The sequence below is a fragment of the Leptolyngbya boryana PCC 6306 genome, assembly GCF_000353285.1.
Lineage (GTDB): Bacteria > Cyanobacteriota > Cyanobacteriia > Leptolyngbyales > Leptolyngbyaceae > Leptolyngbya > Leptolyngbya boryana.
In genome coordinates, this window is the sequence record NZ_KB731324.1 from 3,898,139 (window position 1) to 3,922,982 (window position 24,844).

The window sequence follows — 24,844 nt, forward strand, 5'->3', positions numbered from 1 at the left end:
CGGACTCTATTCGGTGGGTGTATTCTACAAACTGGTCTATGAATCCTCGCAATTCGCTTTTTATCGCTGCTTTTGCCCTCTTCCTTGGCAATGCTCTCCCGGCTCAAAGCCAAACGGTTCCCCTCGCTACTGCCGAAGCCCGAATCCGGCAGCGCCAAGACCAACTCAATTTGATTTCGCCTGCTGCCTACGATCTCACTCGCAATCCCATCAACGCTCAAACTGAAAGACGCTGGCGGCAACTGCTTTGGGCAACGGCGGTGATCGAACCTCAAGATGCGTATGTGCAAGACACGATCGCTCAAATTCTCACCCTTACCTCGCAAAAACTCACTCCTCCCCAAACTCGCATCGTCGAAATGGCGCTCCAGGTTGGAACTCAACTCTACTCAACCAATCCCACTTCGACTTTAAGAGAACGATTCACTCAAACGATCGCGCAAAGTTCAAATCCTCGCTGGGTTGCCCTTTCTCTCTCCGCATTAGTCAAAGGCGGCGCAACGGTTCAAGAGCAGCAACAATGGATCAATCAAATTGCCCAACGCTTTCCCCGCTGGTCTGAGAATGTCAGTCTCTACACAACATTTCAGGATTTAGCAGCACCGGATCGAACTCCTCCCGTTAGAGATTTACTCAACTGGTCGATCGCACCAAATCAGCAGCAGCTTTATGTGTTTTGTAGTCGCGATCGCGCTCAACTCTGTTCAGCGTTTCTCAAAGACAGACGCGGGCAATTTGTCCGAGAAAATGGTCGATTGTGGTCGATTCCTTTGTTAACGCGATCGCTGCACAATCTTTCTTGGAACTTTTCACGCGGGTATACTCCACAAGGAATTTATCGTATTGAAGGAACGATTCCCCAACCTGATACTGATTTCTTTCGTGCTTATGGTTTTTTCCCGTTAGTGAAACTATTCGCACCGTTTGAACCAGGAGTCAGAGAATTTATTCCCGGACGCAAAGGAACCTTGGCTGGAAAACTTCCAGGCTACAACGCACTCCTTCCTCCAAGTTGGCGCAACTATTTTCCGATTCAAGGAAGCTACTGGGCTGGACTGGCGGGACGCAGTGAATTTAGAATTCATGGCAGCGGTGAAGATCCAGGATTCTTTACCAACAATCAGCGCTATCCTGACAGCGCAGGCTGGAATCCTGCGATTGGGTGTCTTTCTGCACTTGAACTCTACGACGAGCAAGGACGACTCAAAACCAGCGATGTCCCACGGTTACTGAATTTATTGGGAGCAAAACCAACCGGGTACTTAATCGTGGCAGAATTGCCCACAGACAGTCGGTCAATTCCTGCTCAAATCGAAGCCGCGATCGCGCGTTAAACTCTATGCGTATTTTCTTACTCAGTCTGATTGCCGTAGTTCTCACTGCGCCCGCTACCTGGGCACAGTCTGCGGCAGATTATCGACAGCGAGGCATTCAGTACCGGACTCAAGAACAATTTCCGCAAGCGATCGAGTCTTTTCAAAAAGCAGTCGAACTCGATCAAAAAAATCTCGCGGGTCGAATTGGACTCGGTTGGACATTGCATCTTGCCAATCGGCGCACAGAAGCGATCGACATGCTGCAAAGTGCGATTCTCTACAATCCATTCAACATTGAAACCTTTAATGCGCTCGGCATTGCTTACTTGGTGAATGGCGATTTGACTCAAGCTGTGGCAGCCCATACTTGGGCAACCATGCTCGATCCGAACAACGAAATTCCGTTCTACAATCTCAGCCTGTCTTACGAACGGCTCGCAATGTACGACTGGGCGATCGAATCTGCAAAGCGCGCCGCTGAATTAGAGCCGAATAATCCGCATCCTTGGGTTGCTTTAGCGATTGCATATCAAGGTCAAGGCGATCGCACTTCCGCCAAGCAAATTTATCTGCAAGCAATGAATATGGATGCTCGGTATCGCGATCGTGCTTTCCTAAAATTCCTTGCCGAAGCTGGATTCAGTGCAGAACAGATCGCCACTGCTCAAGCATTGCTGAACGAACTAGACGGAAAATCCGCGTTTTCAGAAGACGCAAATGAGGAGATGTCGCGTCAAGCAAGCGGCTCGTTTAAACAGGTCTAGGTGGAATCTGTCACAGGAAGGGCTAAGCCTCGATAACAGGGAAATGTATACCCGTTTGCCAAATCGGAACGGAAACCGTGCCCGTCTGTAGTTCATTTGTGTAGCTTGTATGATTTCTATCTAAAAATCTGATGTAGTGTCCTCAGCTACAAAAGCAGACGCGAATAATTAAATTAGCAAGTCGTTCGTCTGTTTTATATGACTCAAACCAATCCGAAAGGTGTGAGTCGCGATGAAGTTCAGAAACTTTATCGTGATTTTCGTAAGTCGGTACTGATTTCTACTGCCCAGCAAATCACCCGCGAAAATCGCGCTCAGATTCGGCAGAAAGTTGAGATTTTAGACGTAGAAATCGACAATATCTCAAAAGCTGAATTGTTGAATCGATTAACGAGAGGCGTGATCTTCACGCCGAACGTCGATCATTTAATGAAACTGCAAACAGATCCAGAATTCAAACAAGCCTATGAGGTTGCAGATTACAAAATCTGTGACAGTCAGATTGTGTTATATGCTTCAAAATTCTTAGGCTCACCTTTGCAGGCGAAGATTTCTGGTTCTGAACTGTTCCCGACTTTCTGTGAACACCATAAAGACAACCCGAACATCACCATTTTTCTGCTTGGGGGTGCCGAGGGTGTCGCGAAACAAGCTCAAGTCAGAATCAATGCAAAGATTGGACGAGACATTATTGTGGCGGCACATTCGCCTTCTTTTGGGTTTGAGAAAGATGAGGTGGAATGTCAAGCGATCGTGGAGTTGATCAATCGTTCTGCTGCGACTGTGCTGGTGATTGGAGTCGGCGCACCGAAACAAGAGATTTGGATCGCGAAATATAAGGATCAACTGCCGAACATTGATATTTTTATGGCGGTTGGGGCTTCCATTGATTTTGAGGCAGGCGTTAAACCCAGAGCGCCGGAATGGGTCAGCGATCGCGGTTTAGAGTGGTTTTACCGCTTAATGTCTGAGCCGAAACGGCTTTGGAAACGATATCTCATCGACGATTTGCCCTTCTTTTGGCTGTTGTTGCAACAAAAATTGAAGCGGTTAAGGTAAAATCGCGCCCGTTAGAATTGCGCCCCGAAGATTTGTATGCGTCAAATTCGCCCCTGCAAAGTTCGCCTTACTCAGATTTGCCCAAGACAAATCTGCCCCCGATAAGTCTGCATCCGTGAAATCCGCCCCAAATAGATAGGCTCCAATCAGATGCGATCGCACTAATTTTGCCTGCCGAAAATTCGCTCGATACAAATGCGTTCCGCTCAACTCCGCCTCAAACAAATTTGCCCCTGCAAAATTCACATCGGCTAAATTTGCGCCCAGTAAAATGGCATTGCTCAGATCGGCTCGACACAATTCGGCTTGCATCAGATCCGCCTGCTTCAATCTCGCGCCTCTTAATTCAGTGCCAATCAAATTTGCACGAATCAAATCGGTATCACTCAAATTTGCGCCCTTCAGATCAGAGCCAATTAAATTTGCCTCAGTCAAATCCGCTGCCCGAAAATCGACTTCAACCAAATTCGCATCAATAAATTCAGCCTGTCGCAGTTTTGCACCGATCAATTTCGCTTGATGCAAATGGGCTTTATTGAACTTAGATCCACTCAGATCCGACTGATTGAGAATTGCCTCAGTCAAATTGGCGCGACAGAAATCGACTCCACGCAGATCTGCGCTTTGCAAATCTAGTCCTGATAACGCTGCATCACTTAAATCCGGCTGTAGCGTTGGATAACGCGATCGCCAATTTGACCACGCGATCGCACCTCTCTGCAATGTCATCACCTGCGTCATCACCGCCACGATCGATTACTCCTTACGATCGTCGTAATATTCGCGACCGGGCAGATTTTCCATCGTCTCAATCACCGCTTTCGAGGCTGCGATAATATCGCGTTCTTCACCGCCCAGATATAGCCGTCCAAAACTTCCCACGGCTGAGATCTGCAAAATGTTAATCAGTGCCGCTTTTTCTGCCTCATTTGCCGCCAGCGACGCATACGCCGCAGGTTCAACTTCAAACACATACAAGGTTTGCCCTGCCAGAATCATATTGCCGCGCCGAGTCCGGTTAATCAACTGCGTATGATGCGCGTCAATATTGCGAATAATCTGACTCGAGATCACGCGGGGTTTCAGGCAATCCTGCTTACGCACATCTAATGCCGCTAAAATGGCTCGTCCTGCCGCATTGACTTCGCCTTGATTGCTGGCATGAATTTCCATTAATCCATACAATCGCTCTACGACTTGCACCCCAGGACGAACAACCGCCGCTTTCAGCGCGACATCCATAATCCGGTTAATCTCGATCCCCGGCGAAATTTCAATCCAAAGCGATGCATCACCCGGCAAAGGTAAGAAGCCCAAAGACTCCGTTCCCAAATACGCGGCATGTTGCGGCTGTAAGCGATCGATATAAACGTAGCTACGAAGATCAATTCCCAAGGTGAACGAATGTAAAGTCCTCTCTTAGTATAAAGCGTGATGAATCCCCGATCTCAATTCAGCATGATTATGTCTTTAGGACTACTCCTTTCGACAGAGACGTGCCCATTGCGGGTCACGCTATCTTTCTAGGTGTATTTCTCCGATGACGATTCTGTTCATTATTAGCTAGAAAATCTGTGTTTCAATATCTTCCGCCTCTTAACGAACACAATTTACCTTATCCAGATACCATTCACCCGATTGTGATTCATTTTGTTCTTGCAATGATCTTCTTCGCATTCTTCTGCGACATTGTGGGATATTTTACAAAAAATACACGATTGTATGAGGTCTCCTGGTGGAATCTCGCTTTTGCAACTGTTTCTATTTTTATTGCAATTATTTTCGGTCAAATTGAAGCGGGTCTCGCAGAACCTTATCAAGCCGCCGCAGATACACTCAATTTACATACCTTGCTGGGATGGTCGCTCGCGGGAATTTTAGCGGGAGTCACAGGATGGCGGTATGTGATTCGATTGCGTGAAAAAGAGCAATTGCCAACGGCTTACATGGTCGTGAGCGTCCTCACGCTTTTAATCGTTTGCATTCAGACTTATTTAGGTACAGCGCTTGTCTGGATCTATGGATTGCACAGCATTCCGGTCGTCGATGCAATTCGAGAAGGAGGATTGTAATGAATCCAGACTTAATTGAGCAATTCGGTCGCCTCGGTGCAAATGGATTGCCCTATGTTGTACCGATTCACCCCCTGTTTGTGCATCTGACTTTGGGATTGTTTATTGCCGCGATCGCATTTGATATTGTTGGCGCATTTTATCCAGTTGAGAAGTCCATCTTCAAATTCTTAGCGATTCCTGCCACTCGCTCTGGGCTGTTTGATGTCGGCTGGTACAACATGCTTGCAGCCGCTGTGGTGACATTTTTTACGGTTGTAGCGGGCTACTTTGAAATTTCATTGGCTGTTCCTTTGGCGGATGTCAAAAGTGCTTGGGGTTTGCAGGCTTTAAAAACAATGGTGCTCCACGGTGTGGGAGGCATTTTGATCTTGACGCTCATTGTCGGGATGACGGTTTGGAGAGGATACCAACGATTTCTCTGGCGTAAAGATATGGCGCGGCAGGTGCAGTGGAGCTATCTAATTGCAGGGCTTGGTATCTTTCTGCTGATGTTTTTGCAAGGCACACTCGGTGCGCATTTAGGCGGAGAGTTTGGCATTCATGTCACGGCTGATCAACTACTCCATCTAGGCGAAAATCCGAATCAGGTTTTGCAATAGTACTTAGGAAACTGACGATGAAACTTCGCGCAATCCTTATCCTGACGATTTATGCTGTGGCGATCGCATTCATAAGTTTGTGGGCCGCAAAACAGTCTTACTCTTGGTTTCCGCCAGAAGCGGCGGCTGAATCGAAGCTCTTTGATGATTTATTTAGCTTGTTTACTGGCTTAGGCACGTTTATCTATCTCGGTGTGATGGGACCTTTTGTCTATTCTTTGATCTTTCATCGAGCGGCAAAATATGATCTCAGCGATGCGCCTCCGATCGAAGGCAATACTTGGCTAGAAATCATCTGGACAGCCGTGCCGTTGGTCTTAGTGCTGAGCCTTGCCTTTGCGAGCTATCAAACGTATGAAAAGATGGCCGTTCGAGGCCCGATGGAACTCGTGCATCTGCACATGCCGAAGGTTGTAGAAGCTGCATATGCCGAGCCATTTGATGATACGCCTCAAAAAGAGATCCAGAATGCTCTGCAAACGGCTCCGGTCGAGCATATTGATGTGACAGCGAAGCAATGGGCTTGGATCTTTCGATATCCAGAGCAGAATGTGACGAGTACTGAATTGCATTTGCCGATCGATCGACGAGTGAAATTCACGCTGCATTCTGACGACGTACTGCATGGCTTCTACATTCCTGCCTTTCGGCTTAAGCAAGATGTCGTTCCAAATCATGACATTGACTTTGAATTGACTCCAGTGCGAGTCGGACAGTATCGCTTACGCGATTCGATGTTAAGTGGAACTTACTTTGCTGCGAATCAGGCTGATGTGGTTGTTCAGTCTCAAGCGGATTATGAGCAATGGCTAACTGATGCCGCAACTCGCACTCCCGCTCCTGCGTTTAATCCAGCCGCAGATGAATATGCGCGCGGACAAGCCCAAGGACGGAAAACCAAAGACAAAACTGCTGTTCGGGGTTGGGCAACGTTACCGCCTGCACCGCCACCGATTGTGAACTATTCACCCCAGCATGAACCGACTAGCCCAGCGACTTGATGAGGATTATTGAATTATGGCAAATATCTCGATCGACACTCCCCAAGTCGTCCGTGGACAACCTTATCCAGGCGCACCGGATAATTGGAAGCGATTTTTTACGTTTAGTACCGATCACAAAGTGATTGGGATTCAGTACATTGCGACCTCATTCTTCTTTTTCTTAGTCGGTGGGCTGTTCGCAATGGTGATGCGGGGTGAATTGATTACCCCAGAAGCAGATTTAGTCGATCGTACGGTCTACAATGCACTGTTCACGATGCATGGTTCGGTCATGCTGTTTTTGTGGACATTTCCAGTGCTCGTCGGGTTAGGAAATTATCTCGTGCCTCTGATGATTGGCGCGCGAGATATGGCATTCCCGCGATTGAATGCAGTTTCATTTTGGATGATCCCGATCGTAGGGGTGCTGATGATGGTCAGCTTTCTCATTCCGGGAGGACCGTCTCAGTCCGGTTGGTGGGCATATCCGCCCGTCAGCTTGCAAAATCCAACCGGAAATCTGATTAACGGGCAATTTCTTTGGCTTTTGGCGGTTGCGATTTCTGGGGTTTCCTCGATTATGGGAGCCGTGAACTTCGTGACGACGATTTTCAGAATGCGTGCTCCCGGAATGACTTGGTTTAAAACCCCTGCATTTGTGTGGGCGGTTTTAGCTGCGCAATTGATTCAGCTTTATGGACTCCCGGCACTGACAGGCGGCGCAATTATGCTGCTACTCGATCTCACGGTTGGGACGAGCTTTTTCGCTCCTGAACGCGGTGGAAATCCGATTTTGTACCAGCATTTCTTCTGGTTCTATTCTCATCCTGCGGTGTATGTGATGGTACTTCCTGTGTTTGGGATCTTCTCAGAAGTGCTGCCGGTTCACGCGCGTAAGCCATTGTTTGGCTATCGCGTGATTGCTGCATCCTCGGTTTTGATCACCGTTATCAGCGCATTCGTCTGGGTGCATCATATGTTTGCGAGTGCGACTCCAGGCTGGATGCGCATGTTTTTCATGGTAACCACGATGCTGGTTGCTGTGCCCTCTGGCATTAAAGTGTTTGGCTGGGTTGCCACTATTTGGGGAGGTAAGATCCGCTTTACGACACCGATGCTATTCGCTCTAGGCGGAATTAGTAACTGGGTGTTTGCCGGAATTACGGGCATTTTCTTAGGTTCAGTGCCTTTAGATATTCACCTCAACAATACTTACTTTGTGGTGGGCCACTTCCATTATGTGTTGTATGGGGCGATTGGCATGGGCATCTATGCTGGGTTTTATCACTGGTTCCCGAAGATGACGGGGCGAATGTACTACGAAGGCTTAGGCAAACTGCATTTTGTTCTGACCTATCTCGGAATTGCGCTGACGTTTATTCCAATGCATCCGCTTGGATTTATGGGAATGCCGCGTCGAGTGGCTTCCTATGATCTAGAGTTTGCTTACTGGAATGTGATTGCAAGCTTGGGCAGCTTTTTACTCGGTGTGTCGGTTGTGCCGTTTATTCTCAATATGGTCAGTGGGTGGATTCGGGGTGAAAAAGCGGGGGACAATCCTTGGAGAGCTTACGGGTTAGAGTGGTTGACGACTTCGCCTCCAGCAGTTGAGAACTTTGAAGAAACCCCGATCGTGATTGCAGGACCTTATGGCTATGGTAGGACTGAACCTTTAGTCGCCAACAATCCAAATCCAGATTCAATCAATCCGATGCCGGGTTTGGTTGAATCTTCTACAGAACAGGAGTAAGGCTATGACAGAAAGAGCCATTGCCCAAGATGTTGAAGCTCAAGTGCGATCGCATCAAGAACACGATGAAGCGGGAAATAGTAAATTCGGCTTTATTGTGTTCTTACTGTCGGAAAGTGTAATTTTTCTTAGCTTTTTTGCGGGCTACATTATTTACAAAACCCAGACTTTAGATTGGTATCCGCCGGGAGTCACAGGGTTAGATGTGGATGCTCCTCGAATTAACACGATCGTGCTGGTGTCGAGTAGCTTTGTCATCTATGTGGCTGAGCGATACTTGCATGATAAAAAACTCTGGGGCTTTCGCCTATTTTTGATCGCAACGATGGCAATGGGAGCCTACTTTCTGTACGGGCAAGCTGTGGAATGGAGTAGCTTATCGTTTGGGCTGACCGATGGTTTGTTTGGCGGCACGTTTTACTTGCTGACTGGATTTCACGGACTTCATGTGTTGACCGGGCTGTTGTTACAGACGCTCATGCTCGGTCGATCGTTTATTCCCGGTAACTATGACAATGGCTCGTTTGGAGTCGAAGCAACCTCGCTGTTTTGGCATTTTGTCGATGTCATTTGGATTGTGCTGTTCATTCTGATCTACGTTTGGCAATAAGAGGGAATTTCCATGATTATTGATGATCAGCTTTATGATGTGATTATTATCGGCACAGGTGCAGGTGGCGGAACCTTAGTGCGGAAGCTCGCTCCCACGGGACTGAAGATTCTTGTTCTCGATCGAGGAGACTTTCAAGAAAAAGAAAGTTCAGAATTAGTCGATCTTGAAGTCTTCAAACGCGAGCAATATCATGCGCCTGAATCCTGGACAGATGAAGCAGGAGAACCGTTTTATCCGCAAACCAATTACGGAGTTGGGGGAAATACGAAGACTTGGTACGGTGTGTTGATGCGAATGCGCGATCGCGATTTTGAAGCAGTTCAGCACCAAAATGGCATTTCTCCTGAGTGGGAACTCAAAGCTGCTGACTTTGAACCTTACTACACCGAAGCAGAAAAGCTTTATCAGGTGCATGGTAAAACAGGCGACGACCCAACAGAACCGTCTCATCGCGAAGACTATCCATTTCCAGAAATTGCCCACGAGCCTTTTCCGATTCAAAGCATTTCCGAAACGCTTGCTGAGCAAAACTTGCATCCTTTTTATTTACCGCTCGGATTGGGCGATCAAGGTAGAACTGATTCCGAAGATAGTGGAGTCACTCCTGCTCTGAAATACGAAAATGTGACGCTGAAGACTTCGGCGCAAGTGCTTTGGCTGCATACCAATCCATCGGGAAGCGAAATTAAAGGGGTGCAGGCGAAAGTTGGGGATCAGTACTATCTGTTTCTCAGCCACATTGTTGTTGTCGCTTGTGGTGCAATTAACTCTGCTGCATTACTTTTAAAGTCTGCAAACGAGAAGCATCCGAATGGCATTGCAAATGGCTCCGGCATGGTCGGACGTAATTTGATGAAGCAGCAATTATCCGTTGTTGTGCAATTAATGGCTTCACAGAACTCTGGGCTATTTCCAAGAACGCTTGGGGTGAATGATTTTTACTGGGGCGACAAAGATTTCGCGTATCCGATGGGGCATATCCAAAACTCAGGCGGCATTCTGCGAGATGTTCTCTTTTCTGAAGCACCGCCGATCTTTTCTGCGATTAAAAGCCTTTTACCCAATTTTGGATTGCGACAGTTAGCAACCCGTTCGATCGGGTGGTGGTTGCAAACCGAAGACTTACCTGATCCAGACAATCGGGTGCGATTTGTCGGAGATAAACTGCGCGTTGAGTACAAGGTGAATAACTTTGAGGCACACGATCGCTTAGTTTATCGCTGGATCGATGTCTTGAAAAATGTAGAAGCAGCACGACCTTCAATCTTTAGCCGTAATGCTCATCCCCGCAGTGATATGCCCATTTCTGTTGTGGCTCATCAGGCGGGAACCTGTCGGTTTGGGTCTGATCCGACCCAATCTGTACTGAATTTGAATTGCCGCGCTCATGAGGTTAATAATCTGTATGTGGTCGATAGTAGTTTCTTCCCGTCTAGCTCCAGCGTTAGTCCAGGTCTTACCGTCATTGCAAATGCGTTGCGAGTAGGAGATCATTTGATTCAGCGATTCAAAGGATGAGACTCAATTTATTCAGGCAGAATCGGCAAACGGATCTGAGAAGATTCTCCTGAATAAAGCTCGATCGTGATGATCTGAAACTCGATCGCTCTTGCATCTTTCGGCTTTTTCCCAATTCCAGCATTGACAGCATAAGCTGGAAAACAAGCCCCACTTACACTCAACCGAATGGCACTACCTTGACGAATCCGAATACAAGTCGGTTGCAGTACGATTCGATAAGCCGCTCGCTCAGAATTTTCACTTCGTAAGTATCCCTGAGAAAAGTTCATTACACTGCCATTCGGCTGTACTTCTGATAGCACTGCACATAGATCAAAACTCGCTGCATCTGAACTAGCATAAAGCTCAACAACAATCTCTCCAGCAATGTGCAAGTCGGTTTCTAATGGATCAGTCGTATAAGTTAAAACATCGCTCCGCGCATCGATCGCGCTACGCTCAAACGATCCACAAGGATAAGCAACATGCCCTCCCAAAGCTGGAACAGGTCGCCAGGGATCATGCACAATCACATCGATCGCTGAATTTGATTGTTGCGTCGTTAACTTGCCTTCTCGATCGTCCATGCCTGCTAGACCGCTACTGTTGAGGAAAAGCAATTGTTCTGAACTATGCGGAAATTCAGAGAACGACCGCCATTGATTACTTCCCATCTCAAACAATTGCACTGGCGGATCAGTTAGCTCCGACCCTTTGAGAAAATGATCAAACCAGCGAATCTGAGCGCGATCGCAAAAACTCACAGCATCAGCTCCATAATCGATTGCACCTACTTTCCGCCCCCAAGGCAAATGTGCCCAAACACCAACAATCAAATGCTGTAGATGCTTTTTAGAGCTAGCTTGATACGATCGCAACGTGCCTCGCATATAAGTATCAAACCAGCCTCCAATATGCAACATGGGTAGCTCGATCGAACTGACATCGGGTGTCAATTTCTGCCAGTACGCCTCTTCTGAATTGAGCCAATCTTGATAGTAAGCATCATACTGTGCATATTTCTGCATCACCTCTGGATAAGCTGGAATGAGATCGCTCAAAGGCATGTTTTTTGCTGCTTGAGATAGTTCTAGAAAAGCAACCTCATCGCCTTTCAATCGAGCCGTTTCTGCTGCTAATTGAATCGCCCATCCCAGATTCGCGAATAAACAAAATGCCCCATTCTCATACGCCCAGTCGTGCTGTAAATTAGGCGCTAACATTGCCGGACAGATGGTTTTTAGGGGTTCTGGACGATTCAAAGCAGCATACAACTGAGTCATGCCTTGATAAGAAAATCCATACATCCCAACCTTGCCATTACTCCGAGGCAAGGTTGCTGCCCAATTCACCGTATCAAATCCATCTTCGATCTCATGCTCAAATAGCTTAAATTCTCCCTCCGAAGTTCCGCGTCCTCGCACATCCTGAATTACCACAATGTAACCCTGAGCCGCATACCAACTGGGATGAGCATACACAACTGTTGAAGCGATCGCGCGTCCATACGGTTGCCGCATTAATAAAACTGGGAACTCTCCCTCTGCATCGGGATAGTACACATCCGCATCTAAGCGCACGCGATCGCGCGTATACATCGAAACAGTCTGTTTCAGCATGATTGGGATTTTTGAGCATTCAACAGTGGTTGAGTTGCATAGTAATAGATCGTGAACAAAATTCCTGAAAAAATTTGTCCCCCCACGGTACCATGCCAAAACTCAAACGCATCTTTGCCCCAATACACCGCAGCTAAAACCATGACAGCAATTCTGCACACATTCAGAACTAAGGCTAAAGTAATGCCGATCACAATCAGTGCAGTCATTTGCCGCGATCGCACTCGAAATGCAATGCCGAGAATGATTGCTGTTAGCAGCATCACAAATGCCATCTCAAAGCCATCACAACCTTGGGCAACCTCAACCACCCCCGCAGGCAAGACCACATATTGTTCTTCAACTGACACAGGCTGCCCGATCGCTTTGAGTAGTCCACCTCCCCCCCAAGCCATCCATTTCGATAGGGCTTCGGGAGAAAAAGCGAAATGCCAAAGATGCCGCGCGATTCGGATTAGATTCGGGTGCAAGCTTGCGATTAAGAGCGCGATCGCCAACCACTGCTTTCGGAGAAATTGCCAGCCCTGATAGCTCAAAACTCCACCGATTAAGATGATCATGCAGCTTAGAGATTGTGGAGTCAGAGCGGGATAGTACAGATAGAAAATCCCTAATGCCCCCAAGATTAAGCTACTTCCAAGCCAACGATCTTCAGGTGGAATGTCCAGCACAGGGGAGCGCGATCGCCTGAGTTGCTGAACTGCAAGACCAATGAGCAAGACATTGAGAATTAAGTGTGGCATTCCGCTCAACACGACTGTGGCACACCCATAAAGCCAGGTTGGAAAATACACTCCCAACCCAAAAGTTGCACCAGCGAGCAGAATCCAGTTATGAATCGATCGCAGACTCGATTTGAAGAGAGAGAATTCTCGGCGCATTCTCAGCTTCTAAAGAGGTACAACCCATATCGTCCGAGAACGAGGAGTGCCGTCCCAATCACAGCTAAATTACCGATACTGAGAATCCCACTTTTCAGAATGCTATTATTTGCAGTTTGTTTCACAGATTCTGCTTGAGCACTGATACGCTGGGCAGCTTGCTCTAGTTGTCCAGGAGTCACTTTTGCTGCTGCTTCTGGATTGGCTTGAATGGATTGAATTCTAGAATTGAGTTGTGAAACTTGGGCACTGATTCGCTCATTCGCTTGTCGCTGTAGCGCTAGACTATCTTGGGCAACGACTGCACAAGACAGCAAAAAGAGAATGCCGATCGTAAAACAGAGTAACGCGAGCGATCGCAACCTTTTCCGCTGCTCAGCACCATACATGAGCAATGCGACTCCGAACAAAATCACAATACTGCGATCGCCAATTTGCTGAAGTGTTCCTAATCGCCACTGCGATAATCCAAAATTTGGCGGCAGGACAATGACGAAAAAATCGACTGCGAATGCGATGAGACAAGCAAGACCAACAATCTGACAAAGTTTTTTAGCACGAGGCGAATCAATCAACGAGGAACCCACGATTTTCTTGGAAGTAAGAGCCATAAAGAGGACTGCGACGCGAAAGAACAAGTGGTAGCCTGCGCCGAATTCCCTGATCGGTTAAGTACCCGCAATTCTAACAAGGGGGTTTTAGCACCTTGTGGAAATTACTCAAACTTTATTAAGACTCGATATTGAATTCATCTAGTTTTTATAGACTGCTTCACTAATTTTGCTGTGGGCTTCACGGATTTTTGTAATTGCGCGTTGGGTCGTGGCATTCCAATCGACTTGTTCTGGATAAGGTGCAAATACGGCTTGCCCGGTTACAGGATTGTAGATGCGACAGAATAGAACTTGTTCTGTATCTCCAGCTTCAACCGCGATCGTAATCGGTTGCCGAAAGGCTTCGACCGGAAGTTTAGACAGCATAAACACTAAGCCACGGGCGAACAGAGTGTCATATCCAGATTGGATGACATAAGCGCGATCGGCACGCATGTGCAAATTCACTTTATAGTCAGGTTTGCCGCGAAATTCTTTCTCTTCGACTTCAAGTTTTTCGATGATTCCGGTGAGGGCATGATGTTCGATCGGTTCGTGTTCAGATTTTGCACCGTTCCAGAAGTACCACAGACAATCACTGTATTGGCGATTCGCGTAGATATAGCGCGGCTTTGGAGGATGACTAAAGCCTAAATTTTGTTTAGAGGAGCGCAGTTCGTCAAGAATCGCTTGCAGAAGTTGATTGCTGTCCATAGAAGACGAGAGTGAGTTGATACACACATACTATACCCTGTATTTGGTTGTCTTGCTAGTAGGTGGAAAGGGTGGGGAGTGGGGAGTAAGCATTATGTCTGATTTTCTCCCTATCTCTCCTATCTCCCTATCCTTCTTAAGCCGACTGCCCAATCCAATCCTCGACTTCTGAGAAGTCATTACATCCTGTAATTTCCATCAACGTTTGCAGCATCGAGATATCTCGTTTTTCCCACTCTGCCAAGATCGAAGCTCGATCGTCTTGCGGTGGAAAATACTTGTAAATTCGCAAACCACCTCGTCGTCCATCGGGTGCAACGGCTCGACCTGTACAAGTCAGCTTCACTCCGATCTTGCCAAGCAAGGTTTGGACGATCGCAATCGGAGCAAGTTTCTCAGTGACAGTGAACTTAAACAATGCCTTCATGTCTTCACGGCACTCTAGTGCAGTCTTCGCCACAAATTGAACTAAGTCATCTGTAGCAAGAATCTTCTCTTCAGGCTTGAGAAATTCGAGAATTCTCAGTGATCGTAGTGCTTCAACTTGCGCGGTTAAAAGTTTGACATCCTGAATCGAAATCTTTCCGTAACCGCGTTCGAGATGATCTTCAAGTTCCTGCATATCGTGTAAACGCACATATTCAGGATTGTGAGTGAGGTAGTAATACAACCGCAATTGGGTATACCATCCATCATCATCTTTGAGTTTGATTTCAGGAGTGATCGTTTCAACGTTGTACTTGCGTTGTAGTTCGTGTTTGCGTCTGCTATGACGTTTCTGAACCGTTTGATTTGCCTGCTCTTTGAGTTCGTAGTACTCTTCTGCGGTGATCTCGGGAGAATCAGAAACCGCGATCGCTTCTGCGGTTTGATTGCGTGTGCGAATTGCGGACATGACTTGAGCAATGCGATCGCACTCTTGGGCATCATGTCGAACTGGGAGATATTCAAACCCTGGAACTTTTAAGGTTCCAGCGAGTAATTCACCTGACATTTGATCGTTATACTGTCCGAAGATTTTCTCCAAATCATCTGTGACGGTTGTGACTTGATGACCTTCCAGCAGTAAACCGTTGCGAAACTCTCGACGATAGCGCCACAGAGACGCATTGACTCGTGCTGCCATCTTTGCCCAAGTCCGAAGTGCGATCGGATCACTTTGCTCATCGAGATCGAAATCAATGTCTTTGAGTAATGCAATGTTGTACTGAACTGATTTGGTCAACGATTGCGCAACATCTCGATAGTTACAGCTACCATTGCCAATTTTTCCTGGCCCAAAATGAGCTGCCCAAATATAACGAGGAACAGATTCACGAATTCTTGCTAAAGCCTGACGCGACTCAGAATCAGGTGTAACGCCTTGGAAAATACCAAATACCGCTTTGAAATGATTGCGAATGTCGATCGATACGCCAGTTCCGATCGTTGGAGTTGCTAAAACAACATCGTAATCACCGACGACATCGTTAATCCGCTCAGCAATGTGATAAGCAGCATGATCTGGATCAGAAACGGTTTCGCTATCGATTCGGAGAACTCGCTTTTGGGGAAATTGTAAGCGCAAATAGGTTTCTAAGTTTCTAGAACTCCAGCGCCCGCGAACTTTTTGAGAATCGAGACAGACAAACACAGCTCCTTCTTCTTGCAGAACAGTGCCTAAGCGATCGAGAAGTGGTGCAGGATTTTTTGTATCGTAGAGTGAAACATTCCACGCAAGTTCAGGCTTCCACTCATTCACAACGACCCAAGGCTGAATCGCACTCTCAGCTAAGCCTCGCAGGTAATCGATACTCACGTCAGATAAATCTGCATCTTGAGCAATTAACAATCCACCCGTTTCGAGCACAACTGCAACGAGTTCGCGCAGTGTTTCTAAAATTCTGACGCGCTGTTGATAGCAAGTTGCACTATTCAAAGCATGCCAAAGCACTTGCTCGACTTCATCGAGAATGACGATCGCGCCTTCCCAATCCGCCGGATTAAACCGTGCTCTCGAATTCGGATGCAATGAATCAACACACAAACCATAGCTATGTTGATTTTCAGATTTCAAAGCATCATCAATCCAATCGATGCCAATACTTTGACAAATTGCTTTTCCGAGTTGAATCCGGTGAGTAATGACTAAAACTTTTCTTCCGGCTGATTTTTTAATTAATGCCTGTAGAGCCGTCGTTTTGCCTGTTCCTTTAGCACTTTTAATACAAGCCAAACCGGACTCTGGGTAAGGCAAATCACCCAAAAATGGCTGGTTTAATTTTAGCGAAGCAGAATAAGTTAATGACCATAGTTTGGATGCTTGCCAGAATTCAAGCTCGATCGCTGATTCATATAAGTTTGTAAATGCATCAGCACCACGAGCGACAACGAAATCATCAACGCCTTTTTCAGCGCCTGGCAGTGTAATAACTTTAACTTGACAGCCAGCATTGGTTAAAAGTTGTCCTAGTCGAGAAGTTGCAAGAAAAATATTTTGTAATGTTTTGGGTTTCGTTTCGTAGTCAAAACAGATGTGAACAGACCGCTCTTTGCTAGCGAAATATGCGAGTTCTGCAATGAGTTGCCGAGTTTCCCGGCGATAACCACTAAAAATTCCGGGCAATGCGATCGCGGGATAACCTAGTGTCAACACACATCCTGCTTTCTTCTCACCTTCCGTGAGAACGATCGGTAAATTATTTTGCCAAACCCATTCCCAGAAATTCGTCGAATCTGCGATCGGCACATTAAACCGCTGTGAAATCTTCTGCCAAATCTGTGGCGGAACATCGAGCAGAACTAATCGGCTAGAGCCTTTGCCCAAACTTGGACTGAGATATTTTGCAGGTTTGCCCTTTTTCTGGTCGAGAACTGGCGTATCCGCGTCTGGCTTAAACCGTCCCCAATCCATTCGCTGCCAATGATTGAGCGGATCAACTCCACTCACCCACCAGCCGCGCATCGAAGCGCGTGTCTGTTTACCAAACCGAGTCACCCGCCAATTCAGCAATTCCGCGATCGGGTATTCTGCCTCACGAGTAAAGGGATTGCATTCGGTATCTTCGAGCGATCGCACATTGCGGCGAATAATTTCTCGATCGACTCCGCTTGCTAACCATTCCTGTTCATGATCCGGATGAAGGTCGCCAGCCAACTGTGCCGCTGCTCCTGAAGGAGCAATTCTGAGGTAAGTCACCATCAGTTTTGCTCCTGAGTTGCGAACGGGTTCAAACAAAATGCACGGAAAAGTAGCGCAGAACGACTGCACATGATACGATGTTCAGACATAGAAATCAGCCCAATCTTTTTTGGGCAAACAAGGTTATCAACCCCTTAAGCTGACTGTGGTAGGAAGGCTTTGGGGGTTTTGCTTTTGTGTTTTTTTAGAGAATCAAAGCTTGGCGGAGTGGTGGTAGACACTCGAATCGCACAATCTTTTTTCTTAACTCCAGACAAACAAGGTCGGTCAGTTGGATGGTGGTAGACATCGCTGACGTGAGGAAGAGATTAACACCGATTTTTGATCCGCTCAAGAGGGGGTGGATCAGAAGGACGGGGGAGTTATAGAGAGAATGTACGGGGGAGTTAGGGAGATAGGGAGTGGGAAGGGGGGAGTGGGGAGGTTTGAAATTCGGGGAGATCGCGTAGAATTGAAGCGGTAGAATTTTGGGGTTCGGGGGTCGGATTTTGGACGCGGGAGTTGCAGAGGCGGCGCGCGAAATCAGACGCAGGTGTTATAGAGCTCCGCAAAAACACTACTACTGGTGGGGGCATCGTGGATCATTGGTCGGTAAGACCCCAGATATAGCGTTTTACCACTAGACAAAATTCAGAGGGTGAGGCACTATATGTGGGGTTCTCATTCTCACGAGCGATGAAACAACTAGAAGCAGCCTTTCCAGTCGATAGCCAACTTTTGATGGTCTTGCCTAGAGCAGGGGCATCTGTGCGAAATCCAGATGTGCGATTACCAATTTTGCGATCGGATGTCGATGGCTATTATTTGGAAATGCGGGTCGAGGAGGATGCTCAAGATGACAGCGAGTTTTCGGTGATTCGGCGCGTTCCTTTAGAGAATTTGTCGGATGAAGAATTAGCAGACATCAAAGCGGAATATGCCAATCTGGATTGGTCAGCTTGTGTGAATAAAGGCGTGAGTAATGGATTAGAAAAAATCCACGATCGCCGAATTCAAAGAATGTTCATGGCGTTGATGACATTCCTAAATCCACGCCAAATCTCGATCATTCTTTACCTTTATAAATTGGCAGCCGAGCAGGGAAATAACGGGACAGTTAAATTTCGATCGAACGATTTATTGGAGATTTTGGGATATACGCGGACGAAAGATGGCGGGTTTGCATCGAAATTGCGATCGCAGTTAAATCGCGATTTGGTTGCACTGCATCGAACTGAATTGGTATTAGCTCAATCTTTCAAGAAGACAAGTCTGAATCGTGGCGCAAAAGTCATGATTAAAAGCATTCTGAGAATTAAAGATTACGAGGTGGATCATGCTCCTAGAGACTTTGATATTACAAAAGCAGCTGATTATACGTATGAATTGGCTGATTCTTACACGATCTCTTTGGAATTTTTTGATGGCACAAGAAACGGAGATTGTGTCTTATTTCCAAACCAGTTTGACATTACTCAGCGACTTGGAAGTAATGCAAAATGCGACTATAAAACAAAGCTTCTGATCTATCTGGCGAGCCGCATGAAATGGGACACGCTCACAGATGGACAATTCATTTCAATTTCTAAGCAGTATTTGTTTAAGAATTTGGATTTGTTCGGAAGTAATTCTTCTCGAAATAATCAAATTTTTTGGCGAACGGTAGATGAGTTGAAAGAGGAAGGCTATCTGTTTGGAGCGCAGGAGTTATCTGGAAAACATCGGATTTCAACGATTCAATTTCAGATTAATTCGATGAAATTGAAATGTAAGTAATGTATAACTTTGCTCAACGCTGAGAGGACGTTTTAAAAGTATAAAAAGACTCTTCGCTCACGTTGTCCTCCCGCCCCGGAATGGAATTCCAGGGCTAGTAAAACGAAGTCCACTAAACTGGACTACACAGAGGTTTGAGCGATGCAGTCCTTTTAAGGACTTCGCACCGTTAGCCCTGGAATTCCATTCCGGGGCGGGTGAATGCGATGAACGATACGTTTCAAACCTCCTCTTATGCCTCATGACAGGGGCAGAGCAATATTCGATTTTGTAACTTTCTCGCTCTCTGGAATACGCTACACTTGCATCTACGAAATTAGGGCAAACGATCGTGGCTCAAGTTGTTCTCGAAAACATCTATAAGTCCTATCAGAAGGGCGATCAGAGCGAAAAAAATGCGGTCTTGAGATCGATTAATCTCCGCATCGAAGACGGCGAGTTTATGGTACTCGTCGGGCCATCGGGCTGTGGCAAAAGTACGTTGCTGAGACTGATTGCAGGACTCGAAGAACTGACCGCCGGACAGATCCGTGTCGGCGATCGCATTGTCAACGATTTGCCTCCCAAAGAGCGTGACATCGCGATGGTGTTTCAAAATTACGCGCTTTATCCGCATATGAGCGTTTATGACAACCTTGCGTTTGGATTGCGTCGCACGAAGCTCGATGGCAAGCGATCGAAATGGACAGAGAATCTTGCAGTCGGTGTGACGCGCAAATTACCGAGCGGAATGCGCTATGTCAGCGATCGAGAACAAGCCGTCCAAGAACGCGTCAAACTCGTGGCTCGGATGTTACAAATCGAGCCGTTATTGAATCGTCTGCCGAAACAACTCTCAGGCGGACAAAAACAGCGAGTTGCCCTGGGTCGTGCGATGGCAAGAAATCCGCAAGTCTTTTTGATGGATGAACCGCTCTCAAATTTAGATGCAAAACTGAGAGCCGAAACCCGCGCTCAGATTGTCAAACTCCAGCGACAGCTAGGCACAACAACCATTTATGTCACGCACGATCAGACTGAAGCGATGACGATGGGCGATCGCATTGCTGTCATGAATGCCGGACAAATTCAACAACTGGCAACCCCGCTGGAACTTTACAACACTCCCGCCAATCGCTTTGTAGCTGAATTCATCGGTTCGCCGCCAATGAACTTTATTCCAGTGCAAGTTCGCGCACCCCTCACGCTGCATCATGCGTTATTTCAACTGACTTTGCCGGAGCAGTGGGCATCTGTGCTGAAACGCTATGACGCGCAAATGATCTCGCTCGGAATTCGTCCTGAACATCTCAGCGTCAGCGACTCCACCGATCAGACCCTTTTAGTTGCAGTGGATTTGATTGAAGCTTTGGGACACGAAACTGTTCTATCGGTGCGGTTAGCTGATAACTCTGACACGATGCAAGTCCGAATTACGCCTGATCGGGCGGTAAAACTGGGTGAAGCGCTACGGCTAGCGTTGCCGATCGACAAAATTCATTTGTTTGATCAAGAAAGCGGAAATGCGATCGTGCCTGAGTTGCACTAATGCCGATTTCCATGAGACGGACAAGGTGGGGCAGAAATCGAGCGATCGAGCCAGCCGACTGCTTGTTGCAAGCGAGGAAGGGCTTCTTCTGGATTTTCTTTGAGCAGGTAGACTAATGCAACTGCTGATTGTTCGAGCGCTCTGGCTTTGCGATTCGATTTGAGGCGATGCCAATCTTGATTGGTAATGCTTAAGCGTTCGACCAAGGCTTGAGCCAGTTCAAGGGTGGTTGCTTCAGAGAGAGAGGCTGGAGAAGAAAGAGTTTCTGACATGATGAGATGTGAGTAAAATGAAGCGTTCTTCCTTTATTTTGGCGCATGTCGGCTTCGCAATCAGAATCAGAAGAAACCAATTTTGAGCAAAATTTGGAAAATGTTGAGCGATCGCTCAATGCCCTCAAAGATCGCTATGCTCAAGTTCAGCAAGATCAACAGCGAAAAGCTGAGCTAGAAACTCAGAAAGAATCGGCAAAATTGAAAACCGAATTACGGGAAATTGAGCAACAATTAGAAGAACTAGAATTAAATCTGGAAAGCCGATTGTTTTCGTGGTCTGGCTTGACAGAAATATTCTGGTTGGCGGTGCGATTCGGAGGACTGGGAATTGCGATCGGGTGGTCGCTTGCCTTCGTCACTCTGAAAAATCCAACGCCAAATTCTTCTTCGACTCCTTCTAGTTTGTCTAGCCCCAAGTGATTTATGACTCGACGTATTGCAGAACTTCTCCGCGCTGGTCAACCTGACGAAACTGTAACGATTCAAGGTTGGGTGAGAACAAAGCGTGAGCAAAAAGGTTTCTCATTTATTGAAGTGAATGATGGCTCTTCAATGGCTGGGCTGCAAGTTGTGATTAATCAAGACGTGTCCGATTATGAGGCAAGTCTCAAACGCATCAGTACCGGAGCTTCGGTGGAAGTGTCGGGCGTGCTGGTTCCGTCTCCTGGCAAAGGTCAGCGGATTGAATTAAAAGCTGATTCGGTCAAAGTCTATGGCGAGGCTGATCCTGAAACTTATCCGTTGCAGAAGAAGCGGCATTCGTTTGAGTTTTTAAGAGAGATTGGACATTTACGATCGCGCACCAATACTTTAGGTGCGGTGTTCCGGGTGCGGAATGCCTGCGCGACTGCGATTCACCAATTTTTCCAAGAGCGCGGATTTTTGTGGGTTCACACCCCTGTGATTACGGCGAGTGACTGCGAAGGTGCAGGTGAAATGTTCGCTGTGACGAGCTTGAATCTGAAACAGCCTCCGCTGAATGACCAGAAAGAGATTGATTACAGCCAAGATTTCTTTGGTAAGCCTGCTTATCTGACTGTGAGTGGGCAACTTGAAGCTGAGATCATGGCAATGGCATTCAGCAATGTCTATACGTTTGGGCCAACCTTCCGGGCAGAAAACTCGAATACTTCGCGGCACTTAGCAGAATTCTGGATGGTTGAACCTGAGATGGCATTCTGCGATCTCGACGGAGATATGGATTTAGCCGAAGCCTTTTTGAAATACATCTTCAGCTATGTGATGGAGCATTGTCCTGAAGATATGGAGTTTTTCAATAAGCTGATTGATCAGTCAGTGTTGTCAACGGCTGAAAATATTATCAACAATCAGTTTGAGCGGATTACTTATACCAAAGCGATCGAGCTTCTAGAAAAAGCCGACAAGAAATTTGAGTATCCGGTTGAATGGGGCTTAGATCTGCAATCCGAGCATGAGCGCTATTTAGCAGAGGATTTGTTTAAAAAGCCAACGATCGTCACCGATTATCCGGCTGAGATTAAAGCGTTCTACATGCGGCTGAGTGATGACGGCAAGACCGTTCGAGCGATGGACATTCTCGCGCCGAAAATTGGCGAAATCATCGGCGGATCGCAGCGCGAAGAACGGTTGGATGTGTTGGAACGGCGGATTGTTCAGCAAGGCTTAGATCCAGCAACCTACTGGTGGTATCTAGATCTGCGTCGGTATGGAACTGTTCCCCATGCCGGGTTTGGATTGGGATTTGAGCGATTGGTGCAATTTATGACCGGAATGGCAAACATTCGCGATGTGATTCCATTCCCGCGCACACCTCAGAATGTAGAGTTTTAGAGTTCAAGATTTCTGATCGATTTTCGATTGTGTCAAATCTTTCTACTGAACTGTGCTTGTATATTTGCGCTATCCATTTTTCTTAAATGGACGAGAAATCTGCAAGGGGTTGAATTATAAGCCCCTTTGCAGCTGCAGCTCTCACCTGACGCTCATCTAGCGAAATGAGGGGAAGATCTAATTGCTCAGCAAGCGCGATGTAGAGCGAGTCATAGATTGCAAGTTGATACGTTAATCCAATTTGCAGCGCGTTGGGCAATAGCGAGATGACTGGCTCGATTTGCAATGGTAGGCGTTGCAACTCTGTAATAATTTGAGATGCGATCGAGGGCGCTAGATTATTAAACCGAACAGCCTTCCAAATCACGTTTGTACATTCTAGAAGACAAAACTCAGGCAGATATAAACGATCTACCTGATACATCCGCGCAATCAAAACTCTTACTTCTGGTGTGTATTCCTGTGTGATTGCGTATTGAATTACAACACTGGCATCGACGACGTAAGCAGACATTATTGATCTCGATCCTCACGAATCATCTCTGAAGTCGTTTTTGCATCAGGTGGCGGAGTCCAGCGAATCTGATCCATTGCTGCCAAAACTTCTTCTACAGTACGATCGTCTTCCGGGACGCGATGCAGTTTTTCATCCACAATTTGAGTCACGAATGTCTTAAGTTCCTCGATCGTCATGTCTGAAACTCGCTGTGTTCTCATAAGCTCAAACCTCTGAAGAAAATGTTAACTGAGTCTATCCGAAAGATAGTCAGCGGTCGCCTCAACCAAGGCGATCGTATCTTCATACAGCATTCGAGTTGGCCCCAAAACACCGATACTTCCGACTGGAACCGTGCCGCGATTGTAAGTCGATGAAATCAGCGAACAAGCGCGGATCGGTTCAAGTGGATTTTCAGAACCAATTCGGATCGAGACGCGCCGACCTTCTGAATCCGGTTGATCAAAAATCAAAGGCACAAGCTGATCCTGTTCTTCCTCCAATAGATGCAGGATCATTTGCACTTGGTTGAGTTCTGAGAATTCAGGCTGACGCAATACTTCAGCTACGCCGCTAATCATCAATTGAGACGGCAGCGCCGATTGAGCGAGACGATTGAGTAAATCTGTCAGGACAGACGTGAGTAAGGAACTATAGCGATCGAACTCTCGCCCCAATTCGCCCCAGTCTAAAGTTTGTAACTCCGTCAAAGAGCGACCGCGCAATTGCTCAGACAAAAAGTTCGAGAGAATTTTGAGTTCGCGATCGATGACTTCTGGATCATCTTCAGACGGTGGCAGTTCCATCAAGACAGATTGGGTTTCATACGTGTCGGTCACCACAATCAACATGATGCGACTCGCATCGATAGGAACCAGTTGTAAATGGCGGAGTTGCGTCGTGTGCGTCATCGGCATCGTGACGATCGCGATGTATCCACTCAGCGTGGATAGAATTTGTGCTGCCCCTTTTAAAACAGACTCAAAGCTCCATTTGTCCCAATTTAAGCGATCGCTCAACATCTGCTCTAATTGCATCGAGACTGCTGACGATGGCTGAATCAGTTGATCCACATAAATTCGATAGCCCGAATCCGAAGGCACACGACCTGCTGAAGTATGCGGCTGAAACAATAGCCCAACTTTTTCCAGGTGTCCCATCGCATTGCGAATCGTCGCAGAACTAACGCTGAGATTAAACTCTTTCACTAATGCGCCTGATCCGACAGGTTCGGCAGTGGCAATGTAATGCCTGACCGTTGCCCAGAGAACTTGCTGCTGGCGATGATTAAGGGGAGGATTTATCGGCATTTTTAAGAACAAGCGCTTTAT

General features: G+C 46.9%; 24 protein-coding genes. 13 read left to right on the forward strand and 11 right to left on the reverse strand.

Annotated features, from left to right (window positions below; all coding sequences use genetic code 11):
• Positions 1-38 precede the first annotated feature (38 nt).
• From LEPBO_RS0119550 to LEPBO_RS0119560, 3 genes are all read left to right on the forward strand, one after another.
• Positions 39-1,334, forward strand: coding sequence for a hypothetical protein (locus tag LEPBO_RS0119550; protein ID WP_017289259.1), 1,296 nt, complete (start codon positions 39-41; stop codon positions 1,332-1,334).
• Between the two features lie 5 nt (positions 1,335-1,339).
• Positions 1,340-2,080 (forward strand): tetratricopeptide repeat protein, encoded by a 741-nt coding sequence (locus LEPBO_RS37615; protein WP_017289260.1) that lies wholly within the window; start codon positions 1,340-1,342, stop codon positions 2,078-2,080.
• Between the two features lie 198 nt (positions 2,081-2,278).
• Complete coding sequence (locus tag LEPBO_RS0119560) at positions 2,279-3,139, forward strand: WecB/TagA/CpsF family glycosyltransferase (RefSeq protein ID WP_017289261.1); 861 nt, start codon at positions 2,279-2,281, stop codon at positions 3,137-3,139.
• On the opposite strand, the gene LEPBO_RS0119565 is transcribed toward LEPBO_RS0119560, so the two are convergent.
• Positions 3,131-3,880: a pentapeptide repeat-containing protein gene (locus tag LEPBO_RS0119565; RefSeq protein WP_017289262.1), complete on the reverse strand. Its 750-nt coding sequence runs from the start codon at positions 3,878-3,880 to the stop codon at positions 3,131-3,133. The two genes, LEPBO_RS0119560 and LEPBO_RS0119565, sit on opposite strands and share 9 nt — an antisense overlap.
• 15 nt (positions 3,881-3,895) lie before the next feature.
• The gene (locus tag LEPBO_RS0119570; protein WP_017289263.1) at positions 3,896-4,534 is read right to left on the reverse strand and encodes a microcompartments protein; all 639 of its coding nucleotides are present in this window, start codon (positions 4,532-4,534) and stop codon (positions 3,896-3,898) included.
• A 179-nt stretch (positions 4,535-4,713) separates the two neighbouring features.
• Here LEPBO_RS0119570 and LEPBO_RS0119575 point away from each other — a divergent pair, with 179 nt between their 5' ends.
• The 6 genes from LEPBO_RS0119575 to LEPBO_RS0119600 are packed head-to-tail and all read left to right on the forward strand — an operon-like array spanning position 4,714 to position 10,677.
• The gene (locus LEPBO_RS0119575; protein ID WP_017289264.1) at positions 4,714-5,211 is read left to right on the forward strand and encodes a DUF2231 domain-containing protein; all 498 of its coding nucleotides are present in this window, start codon (positions 4,714-4,716) and stop codon (positions 5,209-5,211) included.
• Complete coding sequence (locus tag LEPBO_RS0119580; protein ID WP_017289265.1) at positions 5,211-5,813, forward strand: DUF2231 domain-containing protein; 603 nt, start codon at positions 5,211-5,213, stop codon at positions 5,811-5,813. The genes LEPBO_RS0119575 and LEPBO_RS0119580 overlap by 1 nt, the downstream gene beginning before the upstream one ends.
• Positions 5,814-5,830: 17 nt before the next feature.
• Entirely contained in the window at positions 5,831-6,814 is a 984-nt protein-coding gene (locus LEPBO_RS0119585) for a cytochrome c oxidase subunit II (protein ID WP_017289266.1), read from the forward strand.
• A gap of 16 nt (positions 6,815-6,830) precedes the next feature.
• Positions 6,831-8,546, forward strand: a complete 1,716-nt coding sequence (locus LEPBO_RS0119590) for a cytochrome c oxidase subunit I (RefSeq protein ID WP_017289267.1) — start codon at positions 6,831-6,833, stop codon at positions 8,544-8,546.
• 4 nt (positions 8,547-8,550) lie between these two features.
• Positions 8,551-9,156: a cytochrome c oxidase subunit 3 gene (locus tag LEPBO_RS0119595; protein WP_017289268.1), complete on the forward strand. Its 606-nt coding sequence runs from the start codon at positions 8,551-8,553 to the stop codon at positions 9,154-9,156.
• Positions 9,157-9,168: 12 nt separating this feature from the next.
• Positions 9,169-10,677, forward strand: a complete 1,509-nt coding sequence (locus tag LEPBO_RS0119600) for a GMC oxidoreductase (RefSeq protein ID WP_017289269.1) — start codon at positions 9,169-9,171, stop codon at positions 10,675-10,677.
• Positions 10,678-10,685: 8 nt separating this feature from the next.
• Here LEPBO_RS0119600 and LEPBO_RS0119605 read toward each other — a convergent pair whose 3' ends face one another.
• The 5 genes from LEPBO_RS0119605 to LEPBO_RS0119625 form a co-directional block, all read right to left on the reverse strand.
• On the reverse strand, positions 10,686-12,278 hold the full coding sequence (locus LEPBO_RS0119605; RefSeq protein ID WP_017289270.1) for a CocE/NonD family hydrolase: 1,593 nt from the start codon (positions 12,276-12,278) through the stop codon (positions 10,686-10,688).
• Positions 12,272-13,159 carry a cyanoexosortase C gene (crtC, locus tag LEPBO_RS0119610; protein ID WP_017289271.1) on the reverse strand — a complete coding sequence of 296 codons (888 nt, stop codon included), beginning with the start codon at positions 13,157-13,159 and terminating at the stop codon, positions 12,272-12,274. Before crtC ends, LEPBO_RS0119605 begins: the two co-directional genes overlap by 7 nt.
• A 2-nt stretch (positions 13,160-13,161) precedes the next feature.
• On the reverse strand, positions 13,162-13,770 hold the full coding sequence (gene hpsJ-C, locus LEPBO_RS0119615) for an HpsJ-like protein, cyanoexosortase C-associated (protein WP_017289272.1): 609 nt from the start codon (positions 13,768-13,770) through the stop codon (positions 13,162-13,164).
• Between the two features lie 141 nt (positions 13,771-13,911).
• Complete coding sequence (locus LEPBO_RS0119620) at positions 13,912-14,466, reverse strand: hypothetical protein (protein WP_017289273.1); 555 nt, start codon at positions 14,464-14,466, stop codon at positions 13,912-13,914.
• 136 nt (positions 14,467-14,602) lie between these two features.
• Positions 14,603-17,647, reverse strand: a complete 3,045-nt coding sequence (locus tag LEPBO_RS0119625; RefSeq protein WP_017289274.1) for a plasmid replication protein, CyRepA1 family — start codon at positions 17,645-17,647, stop codon at positions 14,603-14,605.
• 675 nt (positions 17,648-18,322) lie between these two features.
• Between LEPBO_RS0119625 and LEPBO_RS0119635 the strand changes: the two genes are divergently transcribed.
• Together LEPBO_RS0119635 and LEPBO_RS0119640 are read left to right on the forward strand one after the other, a co-directional pair.
• Positions 18,323-19,402: a hypothetical protein gene (locus LEPBO_RS0119635; protein ID WP_017289275.1), complete on the forward strand. Its 1,080-nt coding sequence runs from the start codon at positions 18,323-18,325 to the stop codon at positions 19,400-19,402.
• A 331-nt stretch (positions 19,403-19,733) separates the two neighbouring features.
• A complete protein-coding gene (locus LEPBO_RS0119640; protein WP_017289276.1) occupies positions 19,734-20,930 on the forward strand; it encodes an ABC transporter ATP-binding protein in 1,197 nt (398 codons plus the stop codon).
• On the opposite strand, the gene LEPBO_RS0119645 is transcribed toward LEPBO_RS0119640, so the two are convergent.
• Positions 20,927-21,202: a DUF6439 family protein gene (locus LEPBO_RS0119645; protein WP_017289277.1), complete on the reverse strand. Its 276-nt coding sequence runs from the start codon at positions 21,200-21,202 to the stop codon at positions 20,927-20,929. The genes LEPBO_RS0119640 and LEPBO_RS0119645 overlap by 4 nt on opposite strands.
• 45 nt (positions 21,203-21,247) lie before the next feature.
• Here LEPBO_RS0119645 and LEPBO_RS0119650 point away from each other — a divergent pair, with 45 nt between their 5' ends.
• Complete coding sequence (locus tag LEPBO_RS0119650) at positions 21,248-21,625, forward strand: hypothetical protein (RefSeq protein WP_017289278.1); 378 nt, start codon at positions 21,248-21,250, stop codon at positions 21,623-21,625.
• A gap of 3 nt (positions 21,626-21,628) precedes the next feature.
• Positions 21,629-23,017, forward strand: a complete 1,389-nt coding sequence (gene asnS / locus LEPBO_RS0119655; protein ID WP_017289279.1) for an asparagine--tRNA ligase — start codon at positions 21,629-21,631, stop codon at positions 23,015-23,017.
• 82 nt (positions 23,018-23,099) lie between these two features.
• On the opposite strand, the gene LEPBO_RS0119660 is transcribed toward asnS, so the two are convergent.
• The 3 genes from LEPBO_RS0119660 to hrcA are packed head-to-tail and all read right to left on the reverse strand — an operon-like array spanning position 23,100 to position 24,823.
• Positions 23,100-23,531, reverse strand: a complete 432-nt coding sequence (locus LEPBO_RS0119660; RefSeq protein ID WP_017289280.1) for a type II toxin-antitoxin system VapC family toxin — start codon at positions 23,529-23,531, stop codon at positions 23,100-23,102.
• A complete protein-coding gene (locus LEPBO_RS0119665) occupies positions 23,531-23,734 on the reverse strand; it encodes a hypothetical protein (RefSeq protein ID WP_144056236.1) in 204 nt (67 codons plus the stop codon). Before LEPBO_RS0119665 ends, LEPBO_RS0119660 begins: the two co-directional genes overlap by 1 nt.
• A gap of 24 nt (positions 23,735-23,758) precedes the next feature.
• The gene (gene hrcA / locus LEPBO_RS0119670; RefSeq protein WP_017289282.1) at positions 23,759-24,823 is read right to left on the reverse strand and encodes a heat-inducible transcriptional repressor HrcA; all 1,065 of its coding nucleotides are present in this window, start codon (positions 24,821-24,823) and stop codon (positions 23,759-23,761) included.
• Positions 24,824-24,844: the final 21 nt, after the last annotated feature.

Excerpts from the sequence above, each read along its gene's own strand:
- LEPBO_RS0119550 (WP_017289259.1), top strand. The coding sequence starts at position 39 with ATGAATCCTCGCAATTCGCTTTTTATCGCTGCTTTTGCCCTCTTCCTT.
- LEPBO_RS37615 (WP_017289260.1), top strand. The coding sequence starts at position 1,340 with ATGCGTATTTTCTTACTCAGTCTGATTGCCGTAGTTCTCACTGCGCCC.
- LEPBO_RS0119560 (WP_017289261.1), top strand. The coding sequence starts at position 2,279 with ATGACTCAAACCAATCCGAAAGGTGTGAGTCGCGATGAAGTTCAGAAA.
- LEPBO_RS0119565 (WP_017289262.1), bottom strand. The coding sequence starts at position 3,880 with ATGACGCAGGTGATGACATTGCAGAGAGGTGCGATCGCGTGGTCAAAT.
- LEPBO_RS0119580 (WP_017289265.1), top strand. The coding sequence starts at position 5,211 with ATGAATCCAGACTTAATTGAGCAATTCGGTCGCCTCGGTGCAAATGGA.
- LEPBO_RS0119585 (WP_017289266.1), top strand. The coding sequence starts at position 5,831 with ATGAAACTTCGCGCAATCCTTATCCTGACGATTTATGCTGTGGCGATC.
- LEPBO_RS0119590 (WP_017289267.1), top strand. The coding sequence starts at position 6,831 with ATGGCAAATATCTCGATCGACACTCCCCAAGTCGTCCGTGGACAACCT.
- LEPBO_RS0119595 (WP_017289268.1), top strand. The coding sequence starts at position 8,551 with ATGACAGAAAGAGCCATTGCCCAAGATGTTGAAGCTCAAGTGCGATCG.
- LEPBO_RS0119600 (WP_017289269.1), top strand. The coding sequence starts at position 9,169 with ATGATTATTGATGATCAGCTTTATGATGTGATTATTATCGGCACAGGT.
- LEPBO_RS0119605 (WP_017289270.1), bottom strand. The coding sequence starts at position 12,278 with ATGCTGAAACAGACTGTTTCGATGTATACGCGCGATCGCGTGCGCTTA.
- crtC (WP_017289271.1), bottom strand. The coding sequence starts at position 13,159 with ATGCGCCGAGAATTCTCTCTCTTCAAATCGAGTCTGCGATCGATTCAT.
- hpsJ-C (WP_017289272.1), bottom strand. The coding sequence starts at position 13,770 with ATGGCTCTTACTTCCAAGAAAATCGTGGGTTCCTCGTTGATTGATTCG.
- LEPBO_RS0119620 (WP_017289273.1), bottom strand. The coding sequence starts at position 14,466 with ATGGACAGCAATCAACTTCTGCAAGCGATTCTTGACGAACTGCGCTCC.
- LEPBO_RS0119625 (WP_017289274.1), bottom strand. The coding sequence starts at position 17,647 with ATGGTGACTTACCTCAGAATTGCTCCTTCAGGAGCAGCGGCACAGTTG.
- LEPBO_RS0119635 (WP_017289275.1), top strand. The coding sequence starts at position 18,323 with ATGAAACAACTAGAAGCAGCCTTTCCAGTCGATAGCCAACTTTTGATG.
- LEPBO_RS0119645 (WP_017289277.1), bottom strand. The coding sequence starts at position 21,202 with ATGTCAGAAACTCTTTCTTCTCCAGCCTCTCTCTCTGAAGCAACCACC.
- LEPBO_RS0119650 (WP_017289278.1), top strand. The coding sequence starts at position 21,248 with ATGTCGGCTTCGCAATCAGAATCAGAAGAAACCAATTTTGAGCAAAAT.
- asnS (WP_017289279.1), top strand. The coding sequence starts at position 21,629 with ATGACTCGACGTATTGCAGAACTTCTCCGCGCTGGTCAACCTGACGAA.
- LEPBO_RS0119660 (WP_017289280.1), bottom strand. The coding sequence starts at position 23,531 with ATGTCTGCTTACGTCGTCGATGCCAGTGTTGTAATTCAATACGCAATC.
- LEPBO_RS0119665 (WP_144056236.1), bottom strand. The coding sequence starts at position 23,734 with ATGAGAACACAGCGAGTTTCAGACATGACGATCGAGGAACTTAAGACA.
- hrcA (WP_017289282.1), bottom strand. The coding sequence starts at position 24,823 with ATGCCGATAAATCCTCCCCTTAATCATCGCCAGCAGCAAGTTCTCTGG.